Source organism: Planomicrobium stackebrandtii (assembly GCF_030814955.1).
GTDB classification, from domain to species: domain Bacteria; phylum Bacillota; class Bacilli; order Bacillales_A; family Planococcaceae; genus Planococcus; species Planococcus stackebrandtii.
The window spans coordinates 122,083-137,165 of the sequence record NZ_JAUSWB010000006.1 but is presented as its reverse complement, the minus strand read 5'-3'; the positions used below and the strand labels follow the sequence as shown (position 1 = coordinate 137,165).

General features: G+C 46.6%; 15 protein-coding genes. 9 read left to right on the top strand and 6 right to left on the bottom strand.

What is annotated here, in order from left to right:
* Window positions 1-115: 115 nt before the first annotated feature.
* Window positions 116-691 (bottom strand): hypothetical protein, encoded by a 576-nt coding sequence (locus tag QOZ98_RS12405; protein ID WP_308787744.1) that lies wholly within the window; start codon window positions 689-691, stop codon window positions 116-118.
* A 57-nt stretch (window positions 692-748) separates the two neighbouring features.
* Window positions 749-1,303 carry a M15 family metallopeptidase gene (locus QOZ98_RS12400; protein WP_308787743.1) on the bottom strand — a complete coding sequence of 185 codons (555 nt, stop codon included), beginning with the start codon at window positions 1,301-1,303 and terminating at the stop codon, window positions 749-751.
* 105 nt (window positions 1,304-1,408) lie between these two features.
* On the opposite strand from QOZ98_RS12400, the gene QOZ98_RS12395 reads away from it, so the two are divergent.
* From QOZ98_RS12395 to QOZ98_RS12385, 3 genes are read left to right on the top strand one after another with little or no spacing between them, the layout of a single operon-like run.
* Complete coding sequence (locus QOZ98_RS12395; RefSeq protein ID WP_308787742.1) at window positions 1,409-2,140, top strand: NADPH-dependent oxidoreductase; 732 nt, start codon at window positions 1,409-1,411, stop codon at window positions 2,138-2,140.
* 45 nt (window positions 2,141-2,185) lie between these two features.
* Entirely contained in the window at window positions 2,186-2,800 is a 615-nt protein-coding gene (locus tag QOZ98_RS12390; RefSeq protein WP_308787741.1) for an NAD(P)-dependent oxidoreductase, read from the top strand.
* A gap of 25 nt (window positions 2,801-2,825) precedes the next feature.
* Window positions 2,826-3,548, top strand: a complete 723-nt coding sequence (locus QOZ98_RS12385) for an alpha/beta hydrolase (protein ID WP_308787740.1) — start codon at window positions 2,826-2,828, stop codon at window positions 3,546-3,548.
* Window positions 3,549-3,828: 280 nt separating this feature from the next.
* On the opposite strand, the gene QOZ98_RS12380 is transcribed toward QOZ98_RS12385, so the two are convergent.
* The gene (locus tag QOZ98_RS12380; protein ID WP_308787739.1) at window positions 3,829-4,773 is read right to left on the bottom strand and encodes an ABC transporter permease; all 945 of its coding nucleotides are present in this window, start codon (window positions 4,771-4,773) and stop codon (window positions 3,829-3,831) included.
* Window positions 4,751-5,674, bottom strand: coding sequence for an ABC transporter ATP-binding protein (locus QOZ98_RS12375; RefSeq protein WP_308787738.1), 924 nt, complete (start codon window positions 5,672-5,674; stop codon window positions 4,751-4,753). Before QOZ98_RS12375 ends, QOZ98_RS12380 begins: the two co-directional genes overlap by 23 nt.
* A gap of 154 nt (window positions 5,675-5,828) precedes the next feature.
* Between QOZ98_RS12375 and QOZ98_RS12370 the strand changes: the two genes are divergently transcribed.
* Window positions 5,829-6,248, top strand: coding sequence for a hypothetical protein (locus tag QOZ98_RS12370; protein ID WP_308787737.1), 420 nt, complete (start codon window positions 5,829-5,831; stop codon window positions 6,246-6,248).
* A 48-nt stretch (window positions 6,249-6,296) separates the two neighbouring features.
* Here the strand turns inward: QOZ98_RS12370 and QOZ98_RS12365 are convergent, their stop codons facing one another.
* Window positions 6,297-6,551 carry a hypothetical protein gene (locus tag QOZ98_RS12365; protein ID WP_142827353.1) on the bottom strand — a complete coding sequence of 85 codons (255 nt, stop codon included), beginning with the start codon at window positions 6,549-6,551 and terminating at the stop codon, window positions 6,297-6,299.
* Complete coding sequence (locus QOZ98_RS12360) at window positions 6,548-7,705, bottom strand: class I SAM-dependent methyltransferase (RefSeq protein ID WP_308787736.1); 1,158 nt, start codon at window positions 7,703-7,705, stop codon at window positions 6,548-6,550. The genes QOZ98_RS12365 and QOZ98_RS12360 overlap by 4 nt, the downstream gene beginning before the upstream one ends.
* A 158-nt stretch (window positions 7,706-7,863) precedes the next feature.
* On the opposite strand from QOZ98_RS12360, the gene QOZ98_RS12355 reads away from it, so the two are divergent.
* The 5 genes from QOZ98_RS12355 (at window position 7,864) to cydC (ending at window position 14,912) form a co-directional block, all read left to right on the top strand.
* Entirely contained in the window at window positions 7,864-9,507 is a 1,644-nt protein-coding gene (locus QOZ98_RS12355) for an AMP-binding protein (RefSeq protein WP_308787735.1), read from the top strand.
* Window positions 9,508-10,292: 785 nt separating this feature from the next.
* Entirely contained in the window at window positions 10,293-11,024 is a 732-nt protein-coding gene (locus tag QOZ98_RS12350; protein WP_308787734.1) for a hypothetical protein, read from the top strand.
* A 111-nt stretch (window positions 11,025-11,135) separates the two neighbouring features.
* Window positions 11,136-11,306, top strand: a complete 171-nt coding sequence (locus QOZ98_RS12345; protein ID WP_308787733.1) for a hypothetical protein — start codon at window positions 11,136-11,138, stop codon at window positions 11,304-11,306.
* Window positions 11,307-11,484: 178 nt separating this feature from the next.
* A complete protein-coding gene (gene cydD, locus QOZ98_RS12340) occupies window positions 11,485-13,209 on the top strand; it encodes a thiol reductant ABC exporter subunit CydD (RefSeq protein ID WP_308787732.1) in 1,725 nt (574 codons plus the stop codon).
* Window positions 13,206-14,912, top strand: a complete 1,707-nt coding sequence (gene cydC / locus QOZ98_RS12335) for a thiol reductant ABC exporter subunit CydC (protein ID WP_308787731.1) — start codon at window positions 13,206-13,208, stop codon at window positions 14,910-14,912. Before cydD ends, cydC begins: the two co-directional genes overlap by 4 nt.
* Window positions 14,913-15,083 lie beyond the last annotated feature (171 nt).

Here is a 15,083-nt window from a genome sequence, read left to right as displayed (position 1 = left end):
CGGGGTAGCGCAGTGCCGAAATCCACTCGGGCGTTTAGCCCGAGTCAGTTCGGCGCAAGCCCGCGGAAAGCGTCCGCTGGAATGGACATCAGCCCCTTTTGGAACAGCCCCTGCTTTAATTTTTTGGAGCTACCATAAAGTCGATGGTTGCACTGATTTTATAAGGGGTACTGGACCCATCGGCATTTATCGCAGAAAAATCCGCGTACCCTTCCATTTTGTAGTAGCCTGAAGGAAACTGCTTTTTCATGATGTTTTGGACAAACTCAATATAGGCATCATCATCTTCTGCACTGTAGCCGCCGCTGCCGGCATAGCGTTCCTGTAAGGGCTCGCCTCTCGTCAGCTTAGTAATCAGCAAAGGTTCATTCATGGGATACTCTACAGCATAAGCCCGGGTTTCTTCACGAAGTGGGAAATAGAAGGGGGAAGCGGCGTGGGAAATTTCAATAGTTTCCGCCTCGCCAGTATATTCCAGTTCAGCTTGAATTATTATTTCTTCGCCTTCGGTGTATTGATCCCGGTCTGTTGACAAGCGGTAAATAAAGTCCGCTTCTGAAGATTCGCTGTGAGAAGAAATAACCTGGAAGTCAGTTATTCTGTTCACGTTTTCATTGCCCGCATTCTCCGCGCCACAAGCTGCCTGCAATAAAATAAGAGGAGCGATCCAAACCGATAAAGCCATTTTCATCCTCGTTCTGCCTCCTTTATAAAGAAGACGAAACAATGTGCCCTTCGGTTACAATGGCTACTCCATCTTATCTTCAGGCCGCCAGCCTTGCTGCAGCTCGCGGATGGATAAGCCAAAAGTCATTTCCAGATGAGGATAATCCTTAAAGCGCTGCCAGTCGCCACCCCAGTCAAAGCCCAGGTTTTTGCCTATCGCTGCGACTTCAAACCAGTCACTTTCCCCGTTGCCGTTGCCATCCCGTTCAATATCCCATACCACCGAGCCATCATCCAGGCGCAATGCATAATCGATGGCCAAACCATAATTATGATAGGATTCCCCTGCTTCTGCATAAGTCACGATAGATCCAGACGAACTGCGGCCTTGGCTGTGGAGGCCATCCTGCTCTTCCGGTGAACGATAGCCATCGGTAATCAGGATATCAATGCCGATTTCAGCAGCTTGCGCCACCAGCAAATCCCGTTTTTCTTCTACGATGGGATGCAATCCGGTAGGCAAAGTCCGCTGCTCCAGCTCTTCGCGGAACGCCAATTCCTTTTCCAGCCATATGAACAAAAAACCGCCGAGAACCAATAAGAAAAGGATGGAAAAAGCGGTCTTCGTATTTTTCAAATCCATTCACCTCTGTAAGTTCTATTGTAGCAAAAATCATCTGAAGAGTATCGCGGCAGAGAATTTGGTACGATAGAAGAAATGAACTGAGAGGGGATACGGCCAATGGTTATCGAATTAATGAAAGCACACGCGTCTGTAAGAGATTATAAAGAAAAACAATTGTCACGGGAGGAAGTCAGTGAACTGGTTGAGGCAGCACAGCATGCGGCGACGTCCCATTTTGTCCAGGCCTACTCGATTGTATGGGTAACGGATCCTGAAAAACGCAGAAAGCTGGGCGAATTATCAAAAAACGCCAAGCAGATGGAAGGCGCCGGAGCGGTCTTTTTGATGTGCGCTGATTACAACCGCCTGCAGCACGCTGGAAAACTGCAAGGACAGGAAATCGTCTTTGACCGTGCGGAAAACTTGATTGTTGCCGTTACCGATATCGGGTTGCTGGCACAGAATCTGGCTCTTGCTGCCGAATCAAAAGGCTATGGTATCTGCTATATCGGCGGTGTCCGCAATAATATGGAAGAGATCAGCGAACTGGTCGGATTGCCGGAAGGCGTTTTCCCGGTCTACGGATTGACGGTCGGTGTGCCAAACGAAGCGAATGGAGTCAAGCCGAGATTGCCGGTGGAAGCGATTTTGCATGAAAATGAATACGATGAAGCCAAATACGAAACTCTCTTGCCGGAATACGACAATACAATCGAAGCCTACTACGCCAGCCGCGGATCGAATCAGAAAACAGCGACCTGGACACAGCAAATGGCAGATTTTCTTAGCAAGCCACGCCGTGAAGACTTAAAGCAGGTACTGGCGAAAAAAGGCTATCATTTCAGATAAACACCATGCAGGTTTTTGATAGACAGAACATGAGGGGGAAAAGCGATGAAACTGGCTATATTCGGAGCGACTGGCCGTGTGGGAGGCGAAATTCTCAAGCGGGCACTCAGAGATGGGCATCATGTAAAGGCCTTGGTCCGCTCAGAAAAATTGGAAACACATCCGAATCTGGAAATTATTCTGGGAGATGTGCGGAACGCGGAAGATATTGAAAGAACAATCGCAGGGACAACTGCGGTTTTTAGTGCCATTGGTACGGACAGAACGACGACGTTATCTGAAGCAGCACCTCTGATTGTCAAATCGATGGCCAATCACAATATCAAACGGATAATAACAATTGGGACGGCAGGGATTTTGGACAGTCGCCTCAGCCCGGGTCTGCTTCGCTATGAGGGTGGGGACTCCAAGCGTAAGCTGACTTTTGCTGCAGAAGAACATGAAGCAGTTTACCGATTGTTTGAAAAAACAGAGCTTCATTGGACCATTGTTTGCCCTACATACTTGCCAGACGGCGAGGCACGCGGCAATTACCGCGCAGAGAAAGACTTGCTGCCGGAAGAAGGCAAGGAAATTACTGTCGGTGATACAGCAGAATTCGCCTATCGTCAGCTCCAATCACAGGAATTTATTCAGAGCCGTGTAGGCTTGGCTTACTAAAAAGTTCAGACAAGAAGGTGGCGCGATGAAAAAGTGGCTGTTGCGTGTTGCAATGAGCGTTTTAGCTTTATTAGTGATTGCGATTGTCAGCTTTGTTGTTTATGCTCAATTTGATTATGGGCCAAGTGAGACCTTGGCTGAAAGAGTGGATTTGTCTGCGCTTGAAAGTGACGGGGAAGGGCTGTTCTTCCAGCCCGAATCGCCGAATGGCCAAGGAATAATCCTGTTTCAAGGGGCTAAAGTCCAAAAGGAAGCTTACGCCTACCTTGGCAAATCCTTGAGCGAACAAGGATTTGTGGTGTCGATTCCTCAGTTGCCGTTGAATTTTGGGATCCTCGGTTCTGGAACAGCGGGTTCTGTGATGGAAGTACATCCCGAAGTGGAGGAATGGTTTCTTGGCGGACATTCTTTGGGTGGGGTAGCTGCCTCTTTCTATGCAGAAGACCCTTCACCGAAGCTTAGTGGACTTTTTTTCCTGGGGGCATACCCAGCAAGTGACTTTTCAGAAAGCGGACTGCCGATGCTGTCGATTTATGGAGAGTTGGATGGCTTGTCCACGATTGAGGATATTGAAGCGAGCCGTGAACTGTTTCCGGACGGCAGTATCTTTGAGGAAATTGAAGGGGGAAACCATGCGCAGTTTGGGTTGTACGGTGAACAAAAAGGTGACAATCCAGCCCAAATAACCGCGGTGGAGCAACAGGATCAAGTGATAGAAGCATTAATTGAATGGATAAACAAAAACTGACCCAGAATTCCGGGTCAGTTTTTGTTTTGCTTATCAGTTTGGAAATATGTTCTGTTTAATGCCATTTAGAGCTAAACGGGCGCTTGCGCTTTTCTGTGTCCAGACTCCAGCAGCCAGCCCCTCGAGTCGCTTCAGCCTTACCACCAATGGCAAAAGACGCCATTACTGGTAAGGCTTCCAGCGCTTGTCGGAGGGCCGCAGGATGCGGGTCAGCTAACCGTTGCGACAGGAAGTCGCGCTATTAGGTTAGCTTCTGCTTATGGCTGCTTACGCTTTTCTATTAAGCCGTTACGTCTCTTTTTCCGAATGTCCAGTAGCTGATGGCCATGAATACTAGGAAATAGATGGCCAGTACAAGCAGGGACATCGAGATGGTGATGTCCGGAACCAGGAAGTTGCCGGTGTAAAATTGTGTCAGATCTGTATGGGTGAACAGGTAGTATTTAACGATTTCATAATTCTGCAGGAAGAATACAGCTTGAACACCTGTGAACATGAGGAAGATCGATAAGCCGATAGCCAGAGAACTCGAGCGGAATACAGTTCCGAGCATAAAGGCAAACGTGCTGATCATCCAAATGCTTGAGAATTTAAGTGCTGCCAGCTTGAGGGCTTCCAGCCAGAACGAAGCTTCTGCCACTTCGGTGCCGGTCCATGTAAGAAGAGTGCCTTCTCCGATGCCCAAAAAGATCAGTCCGGCAAGTGCTGTTGAAATCAGCAGAATCACTGTCAGTAAAACAGCGAACAGCAAAACGGTTATGTATTTGGAAGTAAGGATTTTCCAGCGTTTCACCGGCCGCGTCAACAGCATTTTAATTGTGCCTTGCGAAAATTCAGCTGCGACAATGCTGGCTGCGACAATAACTGTCAATAGCGTGACGAGTGACATCATCATATGAGTGTCGAGCACCTGCTGCTGCATGCTGGCGTATTCGAGTGGCGCAATATCATTTTCCAGACGATGCTCAGCGATGGCGATTTGCTCTTCGTAATTGTCAATCTGAGTTTCGCTCAAACCAGGTTCCTCCATCATGAGGTTGATGCTGGCGAGTTCTGCCTGCGTATTCTCCTGCCAGCTTTCATCAATGTCTTGATTGCCTGTGGAGTTCATCCACTTGGTGATTCCAAGACCGGCAAATACGATGAAAACCAGCAATATGACCATGATCCAAGTTATTTTCTTATTCCATAATTTCATCCATTCATTTTGTATGAGCTTGAGCAATTTCTCCGCCTCCTGTCATTTCAAGGAATTGCGATTCCAGGGTTTCTCGGTAAGGCTGGACGGCAAAAATTCTGGCGCCGGCACCTACCAATAAATTGATGGCTCCCGGGATATGTTCCGCTCCGGAGTCGACCAAATATCCATTGTCGTGCAATACTGCTGGAAAACCGGCCCCTGTCAGCACTTCGCCTACAAGCTCCAATGGCTCTGCTTGAATGTAATAGCGGGATTTCTGAAGTTCGTTGACATTCTTAATATTGATCAGTTCACCATTCTGGATAATGGCAATCCGGTCGCACAGCAATTCGATTTCAGAGAGTAGATGGCTTGATACAAAGATAGCGACCCCGTTTTCCTTGGCGATTTTTTGAAGATAAATACGGAATTCGCGGATGCCGGCTGGATCGAGGCCATTTGTCGGTTCGTCTAGAATGAGGAATTTGGGGTCGTGCAACAGCGCTTGGGCAAGGCCAAGCCGCTGGCGCATGCCCAGTGAATAGGAACCCACTTTTTCATTGATGCGATTCTGCATGCCGACCTGTTTGACGACTTCATCGATTCGCTTTTTTGGAACGCCTTTGTGCATCCGGGAAAAGTGAAGCAGGTTTTTATAGCCTGACATATACTTATACATTTCCGGATTTTCAACAATCACGCCGACTTTCCGGATACTGCCTTCAAAATCCCCTTGTACGGATTGGCCATCAATCCATACTTCTCCATCAGTGGGCTTCATTAAGCCGACCATCATGCGAATGGTTGTGGTTTTTCCGGCTCCATTCGGTCCCAGAAATCCTGTGATTTCACCTTTGTGCAAATCCAGGTTCAAGTTTTTGATGATTTTTTTGCTGCCGATCGTTTTCGACAGATTTTTAATTTGGACGATCGCCTGTTCAGCCATATGATGCACCTGCTTTCTCTTATCGTGTCAGTAGTAATAACGAACCAAAAGAGCGAAAGTTTCACTTTTTTCCAGTGACATGGAACAGTAATGCATATTGCATTAGAGAAAAGGGAATAGAAAAAGCAACAGCAAAATAATGGAGGGATTGGCGATGGAAGAGTTGGAGGACAAGGAGCAGGTGTTAATCGCTTATTATGCGCAATACTATAGAGGTGCAAACTTTGAGGACGTTAAACAATTGGATCAGCACTTGTCGAAAGAAATCGGCGAAGAGCGCTATGCAGCAGCGATGAAGGAATTGAAAAATGAAGGCCTGATTTTTGGGATTGAACAAGTACGGGACCGCGAAAAAGAAGGTCAGGACAGCCCGATGGCGACGAATGAAGGGATGCTGTATGTCAACAGCGTCTTGAACCTTCAATCCGACGCAGTAGAGGAACATCAATTGGATTATTTGGAGAACAACCTGAAAACCAGCAATTTGAAATTCACTTTGGAACCGGTAAAGGCCTATATATTCAAAACCATTCAGGAACAGGCGCAGCAAAAGCCGAATGAAAATTCTCCTTGATGGACAAAAAGAAGCGAAGGCTCACTATGGCCAACGCTTCTTTTTGTCCTATAATTTAAAGATGAAAAACACTAGAAAGATGGAGATGATGACAAGCGTATTGACAGTGAATGAGGTGCGCTTGCTGACAGATTGATCAAGAGATGGAAACCGCTCAACAATCCGCATTGCTCCGTAAATAAGGGCAACTAATAGCAGTAAAGTCACAATGATATTCATATCATAAACGCGAACATCGATAAAGCGTATCAGCACGACTGAAAAAGCTAAAATTATGCCGTTTACCAGGTTTTTGCGTTTCATAAATACTCCTTTAATTCGTTTTCCAGAAATGGGGCGGCTGACAGGAGAGCAGTAAACTGACGATAACTTTCAAATTGCCCTGCAGCAGGTTTTCGATTGGTTTTATAAGCACGGATCAAAATATTTTTAGGGGTATGCTCCATATCGATAAACTCCATTAATTGTGTTTCATAGCCGACCAGCGACAGCAGTTCTGCTCGGATAGAGTCGGTCGCCAAGGCGCTGAACCGCTCTTTGATCAGCCCGTGCTGAAGCATGATGCCAAGTTCCGGTGCATCGATTTGGCTGTTTAGTTCATGCTGGCAGCAAGGAACGCTCAAGATCACCTTAGCATCCCATTTGACGGCGCGTGCTAAGGCCATATCGGTTGCTGTGTCACAGGCATGCAGGGTGACGACCATATCGACAGCCGATTCATCATTGTAGTCGTTAATATCGCCAACCAGGAATTCCAGCTGTTCGTAGTGGAGATCCTGCGCAATCTGCTGGCATTCCGCAATCACTTCTTTTTTCAAATCAAGGCCGGTAACACGGAGGTCCAGTCCTTTTTCGATGCGCAAATAATGGTAAAGCGCAAAGGTCAAATAGGATTTTCCGGAGCCGAAATCGAGGATGCGAACGGTGCGGTCCTGCGGCAAATAGGCAAGTGCATCGTCAATAAATTCAATAAAGCGATTGATTTGGCGAAACTTATCATATTTCTGTTTTTTGACTTTGCCATCTGGGCTTTGTACGCCAAGACGCACCAAAAATGGATACGGAATGCCGTCTTCCAGCAAATACTGCTTTTTGCGGTTATGCGAAAGCTCGGCTTTTTTCTCTCCAGTCGGTTCGGCTTTCCAGATGACTTTGAATTTCTTGGATAGTTGGATCTGCACCTTTTCATCTGTTAACTGAAACAGTGCCTGGCGGAAATCAGTGAACAAAAGAGCCAGCTTTCTGGCGGCTTCCTCAACTGGCAGATTTTCATGTTTCAGAACATGCTCATGCTGGTACTCAAATTGAATCAAGTATTCTTTCTTTATCTCTACCGGTTTTAATTTGATCCGTTTGATGTCATTTGATTTAAGCCTTGGCTGGCTGATGGTTGCTGACACCAGCTGCTGCTGCAAAAGGCGTTCTGTAAGTTGGTCCTGCATTGTTTGTAAGTCCATGGTCGATCCCTTCCATTGCATGTAGTAGTTTTAGTTTATCATGCAGTACATGATAAGAGCGAGCTGTCCGTTTTTACAGATAGAGCAGGTTCCATTAATTTGGAATTTTGTGATAGTATATAGTGGACTGAAAACGTTTTCAATTAGGGGGATGGAAAATGGTTATTTTGCAAAAGACAGTCGGCCAAGTGGTAAAAGAGCAAGCCGCGCGACATCCGGAGACGGAAGCTTATGTCTATCCAGAGCATGGCATCCGAAAATCCTATAAGGAATTTGATGAAGAAACAGATCGTCTGGCAAAGGCGTTTATCGGCATTGGGATTGAAAAAGGGGAGCATGTGGCCATTTGGTCAGACAATAAGCGTGAATGGCTGCTGAGCCAATTCGCTACCGGCAAAATGGGCGGTGTGCTGGTGACAGTCAATACCAGCTACCAGTCCAGTGAACTGGAGTATTTATTGGAACAGTCGGACGCGACAACTTTGATATTGGGGGAAGAATTCAAAGGCACCAGCTATATAGAAATTCTCAACACGGTTTGTCCAGAGTTGGCAACGGCTGATAAAGGAAAGATTATAAGCAAGAAGCTGCCTCATTTGAAACGGGTGATTGTCATGAGCAATAACAATTATCCGGGAATTTATTCGTGGAACGAATTTGAGGCTTTTGCTGAAGGAATCAGCGACTCCGAGTATGAGGAACGCTTCGCCTCAATGATTCCTGACGATGTCATCAATATTCAGTACACATCAGGCACTACAGGATTTCCCAAAGGCGTCATGCTGACACATCTGAATGTCGTCAATAACGGCAAGTTGATCGGTGACACGATGAACCTGACGGAAAAGGACCGGCTGTGCATTCCGGTGCCTTTTTTCCATTGTTTTGGCTGCGTTCTTGGAACGATGGCCGCGGTCACGCATTCCACGACCATGGTCATTGCGGAGCAGTTCGAACCGAAGCGCGTGCTGCAGATGGTGCAGGACGAAAAATGCACGGGGCTTCACGGAGTGCCAACCATGTTCATCGCCGAATTAAACCATCCGGAATTTGCGTCGTTCGATACTTCCACGCTTCGCACGGGCATCATGGCCGGTTCGCCTTGTCCGATTGAAGTGATGAAAAAAGTCATCCATGATATGGGCGCTTCAGAAATTACTATCGCTTACGGACAAACAGAATCGTCGCCAGTTATCACGCAGACGCGGGCGGATGATGATATTGAAAAACGGGTCTCAACTGTCGGCAAGCCGCATGCCGGAGTGGAAGTGAAAATTATTGACCCAGTAACAGGTGAAGAGGTGGAGCCGGGCATTCCCGGCGAACTTTGTACAAGAGGCTATCATGTCATGAAGGGCTATTATAAAAATGAAGAAGCCACCCAAGCAGCCATTGATTCCGAAGGCTGGCTTCATACGGGTGATATCGCAGTGGAAGACGAAGACGGCTATATTGCCATTACCGGACGCATTAAGGATATGGTAATCCGCGGAGGCGAAAATATCTACCCGCGTGAAATCGAAGAATTTCTTTACCAGCACCCTTCGGTCCAGGATGTTCAGGTGGTCGGTGTGCCGGATCCGAAATACGGAGAAGAACTGATGGCATGGGTGATCCTGAAAGAAGGGGAAGGGCTGGAGGCAGAAGAGTTGAAGGAGTATTGCAGCGGAAAAATTTCACGACATAAAATTCCGCGCTATATTGAGTTCATAAAGGAATACCCAATGACAGCCTCCGGGAAAATTCAGAAGTTCAAGCTGCGTGAACTATCTGTAGAGCATAGCCGGCAAGCGGGTGTTTGAGTGGAAAAATGCTTGATAGGTAAAAGCGTCTCCTGGACGCTTCAGACTGTAGACAAAATCTAACCAAAATGAATAGTAGTGTATCATCCCAACCGGTCCGGCCACTTCGCTTTCCGTGGGCTCAGCTTCAGCCTCCTCGTCACTGCGTTCCTGCGGGGTCTTCAGCTCTCGCTGTGCCACAGGAGTCTCGTGGCCAGCCCGGTTGGGAGCATGCGGCTTTAATCAAATAGAGAAGCCTGTTCGCCAGTTTCTCCATGACGCTGATTTCGACAAGCCTGATAAATCACCTCACTCCAGGATCCGGAGCGCAAGGCGGCGACTCCTGCGGGATAGCGAAGTGCCGAAATCCACTCGGACCCAAGTCCGAGTTAGTTCGGCGCAAGCCCGCGGAAAGCGTCCGCCTGGAGCGCAGTATCCCGTATAAACAAGCTAAAATGAATATTCATTCTTTGAATTTCATAACTACTCTTTTGTCTACAAGCTCAAGCGTCTCCTGGACGCTTTTTTTTTGCATCTTTTATAGAAGAAACAGCTGCAAATCCCTAGTTTGTTTAAACGAGTTCCGCTAAGGGGAGACATCTAGTAAAGAGGGTTATCTCGCATATAAGGTATCCGATTCTGAAATATACATATATAAGTTGAACTAATAATTTTCGGCTGCTGGAATTCCGCAAATCAGTTTCGCTACCCCGCGGGAGCACTGGTCTTGCTCTGCCCAAAGCAGCCGAAGCGGTGGGGAAAGCTGCTGTTTCGTTCACCTTATATAGATAGAAAGGAGAAAGCGGATGCTTGGTCTAAGCTTTATTTTTGCCATTGGATTTGTATTGATTCATCTTTTCTCAAAACGTTTAAAGTTGTTGAAAGTGTTGCCGCGCAGCCGGTTTCTTTCAGTTGCCGGCGGTATATCAGTCGCTTATGTTTTTTTGCATCTATTGCCTGAACTCAGTATTTTCCAGGACGAACTGCAGGGAGAGCTCGAAAACAGCGGTCTGCAGTTTCTGGAAAACCATATATATGTGATCGCGATGGCCGGACTGGTCATTTTTTATGCTTTAGAGCACTCAGTCAAAACTTCCAAGAAAAAGAACAAGCATGCAGATCAGCCGAAAGCTGCAACGGGGGTTTTCTGGGTGCATATTGTTACCTTTGCATTATACAACTCTGTAATTAGTTATTTGCTTGTCAGAGAAGAGTACGGGGATCCTTTGGGGATGTTTTTATTCTTCATTGCAATGGGGGTACATTTCATAACCAATGACAAGGGGTTACGCGCGACCCACCAGGAAGAATATGATCGGTATGGCAGATGGCTGCTTGCCGCAGCTATCCTTGTGGGGTGGGCAACTGGAGCTTTTGCGGATGTTCATGAATGGATTATTTCAGTGCTCACAGCTTTCCTGGCAGGAGGTGTTATTTTAAACGTCCTAAAAGAAGAACTTCCAGAAGAAAGAGAGAGCAGTTTGGTGTCCTTTTGTGTCGGATTAACGTCTTACTCTATTTTATTGTTATTTTTATGAAATAAAAACTTCTTTAAGGTAGTAAAATGCTATTTTTTTGGTATAATAGCCTTATTACTGTAGGTAATAAGACGCTAATTATAAAATGGCTTACCTAAGAGGGTGTTTGCAGTGATCACAGAAGAAGAGCTCGCCATTTTCGAATATGAACTGATTAAGCTAATGGACGAATACCGAAGATGTACGGATCAGTCCTTGAAACTGATAATACAAGAAGATATGGTTTGGTTAAAGTCGGCCATTTTTTCAATAAACTCTTATGAACAACCAATCGAAAGTTAATGATTTCAACCCTGGAGGCCAAATGCCTGCAGGGTTTTTATGTGCGGAAGAAAAGGATGAATTTGTGAACAACATTGTAACAAAGCTTTGGATAAATGCGGCTGCCATGGGCACCTGACGGGGGTTTCAGTATCGTATGCTTTATAATGAGAAGAGGTAAAGCGAAGGAGAGAATGGCATGAACGACTTAAAACAGCTGGCATTCCAACGGAAAAACATTATGGCCTTTCTGGCGGCGGCATCGCTTTTAAAAGGGATTGCCACAATTGGACAAGCCTTATTTTTCGTATTCATTGCAGATCGTGTTTTTCTTCAGAATGCTGCATTCGAAAGCTTGCTGCCACTGTTTGGCGGCTTGTTCGCGGCAATTTTGCTGCGTGTAGTGGCCGGTTACGCAATTGGCAGAGCGGGTGTCAATCTGGCCGCTGACGTAAAAAATGAGTTTCGAACCAACTTGATAAAGTCATTTGCTGAAAATCCGCTGCTGTCTGCAGCTCAAGGGCAGTCTGGCCAAAAGGTCAGCCTATTGATGGATGCAGTGGATGAAGTAGATGGCTTTTTCAGTAAATACATTCCACAAATGATCCAAACTTATATCATTCCACTCCTGTTATTGGTGGTTATTTTCACTCAAAACTGGACTACCGGTGTCATCATTTTAATCACGGCGCCGTTCATCCCAGTTTTCATGGCCATGGTCGGAAAAGGGACGAAGAAAAAAGCCGATGAAAAAATGGAGCAGCTCAACCGGTTTTCCGGTACTTTTTTGGATATTCTGCAGGGATTGTCCACGCTCAAATTATTCGGACAGGCTGAAAAGCAGCAAAAAGCCATCCGCAAAAGCAGTTTAAGCTTCCGTGATTCAACAATGGAAGTATTGAAATCCGCGTTTTTATCATCGTTGATGCTGGAGTACATTTCCATGCTTAGCATTGGTATTGTTGCACTGGAAATTGGTCTGCGCCTTGTTGTGTTTGACAGCATCAGCTTTTTCACTGCGTTTTTCATTTTGATTTTAGTGCCGGATTTCTTTAATTTGCTGAAAGATTTCGGCAGTGCTTTCCATACAGCACGCGGCAGCGTATCAGCAGCCAAACAATTGGGTGCTGAACTTGAAAAAAAACATTCGCCATTAACTTGGGGCAATGAAGCTGTTGCACCTGAGCCGCCGCATTTGTCTTTGGAAGGCTTGTCTTTTCAATATGGCGAAGGCTTTGAACTCGCACCGTTTAATGGAGAAATTCCCCCTTACAGCCAGGTGGCGATTGTCGGCAAAAGCGGTTCCGGAAAAACGACATTTATGCATTTATTGGCTGGGTTATTGCCGCAAAGCCAGGGCCATCTGATGATCAACGGAGTTCCACGTGAAACCGTCAGTGAAAAGTCTTGGTTTGACCAGTTAAGCTATATATCCCAAAATCCGTATCTTTTTGCTGGCACTATCCGTGAAAATATGGAAATCGGTGCCAACCGGCAAGTCAATGATAAAGAAGTGCTGGCAGCTGCTGAAAAAGCAGGGATTGCAGAAATGATCTCAATGCTTGAACAAGGATTTGAAACGCCAATCGGGGAAGCCGGACGCGGATTATCCGGTGGAGAGAAACAGCGAATTGCGCTGGCTCGCGCCTTCTTGAAGAAACCGTCGCTCATTTTATTTGATGAACCGACAACTGGACTGGATCTGCGGACCGAACAAATCCTGCAAGCTTCGCTTCGTGAGCTGCAAAAAACATCCACGGTCATCACGGTTGCTCACCGCCTGCATACGATTAAAAATGCGGATATGATTTTCTTTCTGGAAAACGGCAAACTGGAAGCAGCTGGAAGCCATGATGAACTTCTGCAAAATTACGGTCCCTATAAAGAAATGCTTGCAGCACAGCAGGGAGGCGGCGTGCGATGAATGAATTAAAGCATGTATTGAGATTGACATTGATTGAGAAGAAGGATGTTGCCACTGCTATCTTTTTTGGATTTATAGCGGGCGCAGCGAGTGTGGCATTGATGGGTTCAAGCGGCTATTTAATTTCTAAAGCTGCCTTGACTTCTCACATGACGACGCTTGTTGTGATGGCAGCCTGCCTGAAATTATTCGGTTTTATTTCGGCGTTAAGCCGCTACGGGGAACGTTTGTATTCCCACCGGGCAACGTTCACTATGCTCAGCCATTTGAGAGTATCCTTTTTTGATCGTTTGGCGCCGCTCGCCCCTGGAATATTTGGCAAGTATCGGAGTGGGGATTTATTGTCTCGAATTGTTGGAGACGTCGAAAGCCTGCAAAATTTCCTGCTGCGTGTTTTCTATCCGCCGGTTGTATTAGGGATTGTTTTTTTAAGCACCATTTTCTTCAGCTCATTTTTCTCCATGGGAATTGCTGCTGTGATGTTCATCGGGATGCTGCTGACGGTTATCGTGGTTCCGGCTCTGTTTTCGATTAGAAAACGCCGGACAGATGGAAAAACGAGAGCCAAGCGAGGAAGTTTGGCTATTGAAGCGACAGAATTCCTTTATGGTTTTCGGGATTTGAAAATCCACCAGCAGCTCAATGCCAAAGAACAGCAGCTGGCAAATGATGCAGCCCAATATAATGAGAGCCAGCGAAAAGAGGGGTTGGAGGAAAACCTGGCCCAGTCCATCAATTCCTTGGTGGCTTTGCTGGTATCGTTTTTCGTATTGGGTGTCGGTGCGTATTTTGTTGCAGCGGGTGAACTGAACGGTTTGTATTTGGCTATGCTCGTTATGATATCCATTGCTGCCTTTGAAAACGTAGCCCCGATGGCCGCCTTCCCTGCATATTTTGAAGAAAGCCGAAAAGCCGCCGTGCGGTTAGAAGAAATTGTGGCAGAACCTGCTGCGCCGCGAGGAACGGAACAGCTTCCGGAAGGGCCGCTCGATATAAAGCTTACGAGAGCCAGCTTTAGCTATCCTGGAGAAAAAAATGCAGCAGTCGATGATGTTTCACTTCATTTGAAGCCAGGCACAAAAACCGCAATTGTCGGACCCAGCGGATCTGGCAAGTCGACGCTTATGCAATTGCTGCTGAACGTCTTTCCGCTTGACCACGGGCAATTATCAATTGGCGGAATACCTGCCGAAAAGCTTCAACAGGAATCCATCTGGCAGAAAATGAACGTAGTGCTCCAGGAAAATCATTTTTTCTATGGCACGGTGCGCAGCAATCTGCTGATTGCAGATCCGGAAGCAAGTGATGAAAAAATGGAACTGGCATTAGCTAAAGTTCAGTTGGAACTGTTTCCGTTGTCGATGGCGGTGGAGGAAAAAGGGCAGAACTTGTCTGGCGGCCAAAAACAGCGGCTCGCCATTGCACGTGCTCTCCTCAAAGGCAAATCACTATGGCTTCTCGATGAACCGGTATCTTCAGTAGACAGCCTGACTGGCCAAGCCATTTACGAGGAACTTTTCCAGCAAGGCAAAGGAGACATGTTCGTTACGATCAGCCATGACTTGGCAGGCCTTGAAAAGATGGACCAGATTATCGTAATGGAAAACGGCCGCATCGTAGAAAGTGGATCCTACCAGGAACTAATGGAAAGAAAATCATATTTCCACCAATTAAAACAGATAGAAAACAGTGTATTTGCTTAGAAAAGCGTAAGCGCCCGTGTAGCTCTGACGGGCATAAGGCAGAACAGCGAAGTGGCGCTTTTTGCCACGCAGCTGGAATGATTTATGACCCCGAAGAGCTGGGCGCTGGAGTCTGGACAATAAGGAAAAGCGTAAGCGCCAGTGTAGGTCCGACGGGCATAAGACGCTCCG

Bases quoted from the DNA above. Each gene is read 5' to 3' on its own strand.
- QOZ98_RS12350 (WP_308787734.1), top strand. From the start codon at position 10,293: ATGCTTGGTCTAAGCTTTATTTTTGCCATTGGATTTGTATTGATTCAT.
- QOZ98_RS12355 (WP_308787735.1), top strand. From the start codon at position 7,864: ATGGTTATTTTGCAAAAGACAGTCGGCCAAGTGGTAAAAGAGCAAGCC.
- QOZ98_RS12375 (WP_308787738.1), bottom strand. From the start codon at position 5,674: ATGGCTGAACAGGCGATCGTCCAAATTAAAAATCTGTCGAAAACGATC.
- QOZ98_RS12370 (WP_308787737.1), top strand. From the start codon at position 5,829: ATGGAAGAGTTGGAGGACAAGGAGCAGGTGTTAATCGCTTATTATGCG.
- QOZ98_RS12365 (WP_142827353.1), bottom strand. From the start codon at position 6,551: ATGAAACGCAAAAACCTGGTAAACGGCATAATTTTAGCTTTTTCAGTC.
- QOZ98_RS12395 (WP_308787742.1), top strand. From the start codon at position 1,409: ATGGTTATCGAATTAATGAAAGCACACGCGTCTGTAAGAGATTATAAA.
- cydD (WP_308787732.1), top strand. From the start codon at position 11,485: ATGAACGACTTAAAACAGCTGGCATTCCAACGGAAAAACATTATGGCC.
- QOZ98_RS12360 (WP_308787736.1), bottom strand. From the start codon at position 7,705: ATGGACTTACAAACAATGCAGGACCAACTTACAGAACGCCTTTTGCAG.
- QOZ98_RS12405 (WP_308787744.1), bottom strand. From the start codon at position 691: ATGAAAATGGCTTTATCGGTTTGGATCGCTCCTCTTATTTTATTGCAG.
- cydC (WP_308787731.1), top strand. From the start codon at position 13,206: ATGAATGAATTAAAGCATGTATTGAGATTGACATTGATTGAGAAGAAG.
- QOZ98_RS12385 (WP_308787740.1), top strand. From the start codon at position 2,826: ATGAAAAAGTGGCTGTTGCGTGTTGCAATGAGCGTTTTAGCTTTATTA.
- QOZ98_RS12390 (WP_308787741.1), top strand. From the start codon at position 2,186: ATGAAACTGGCTATATTCGGAGCGACTGGCCGTGTGGGAGGCGAAATT.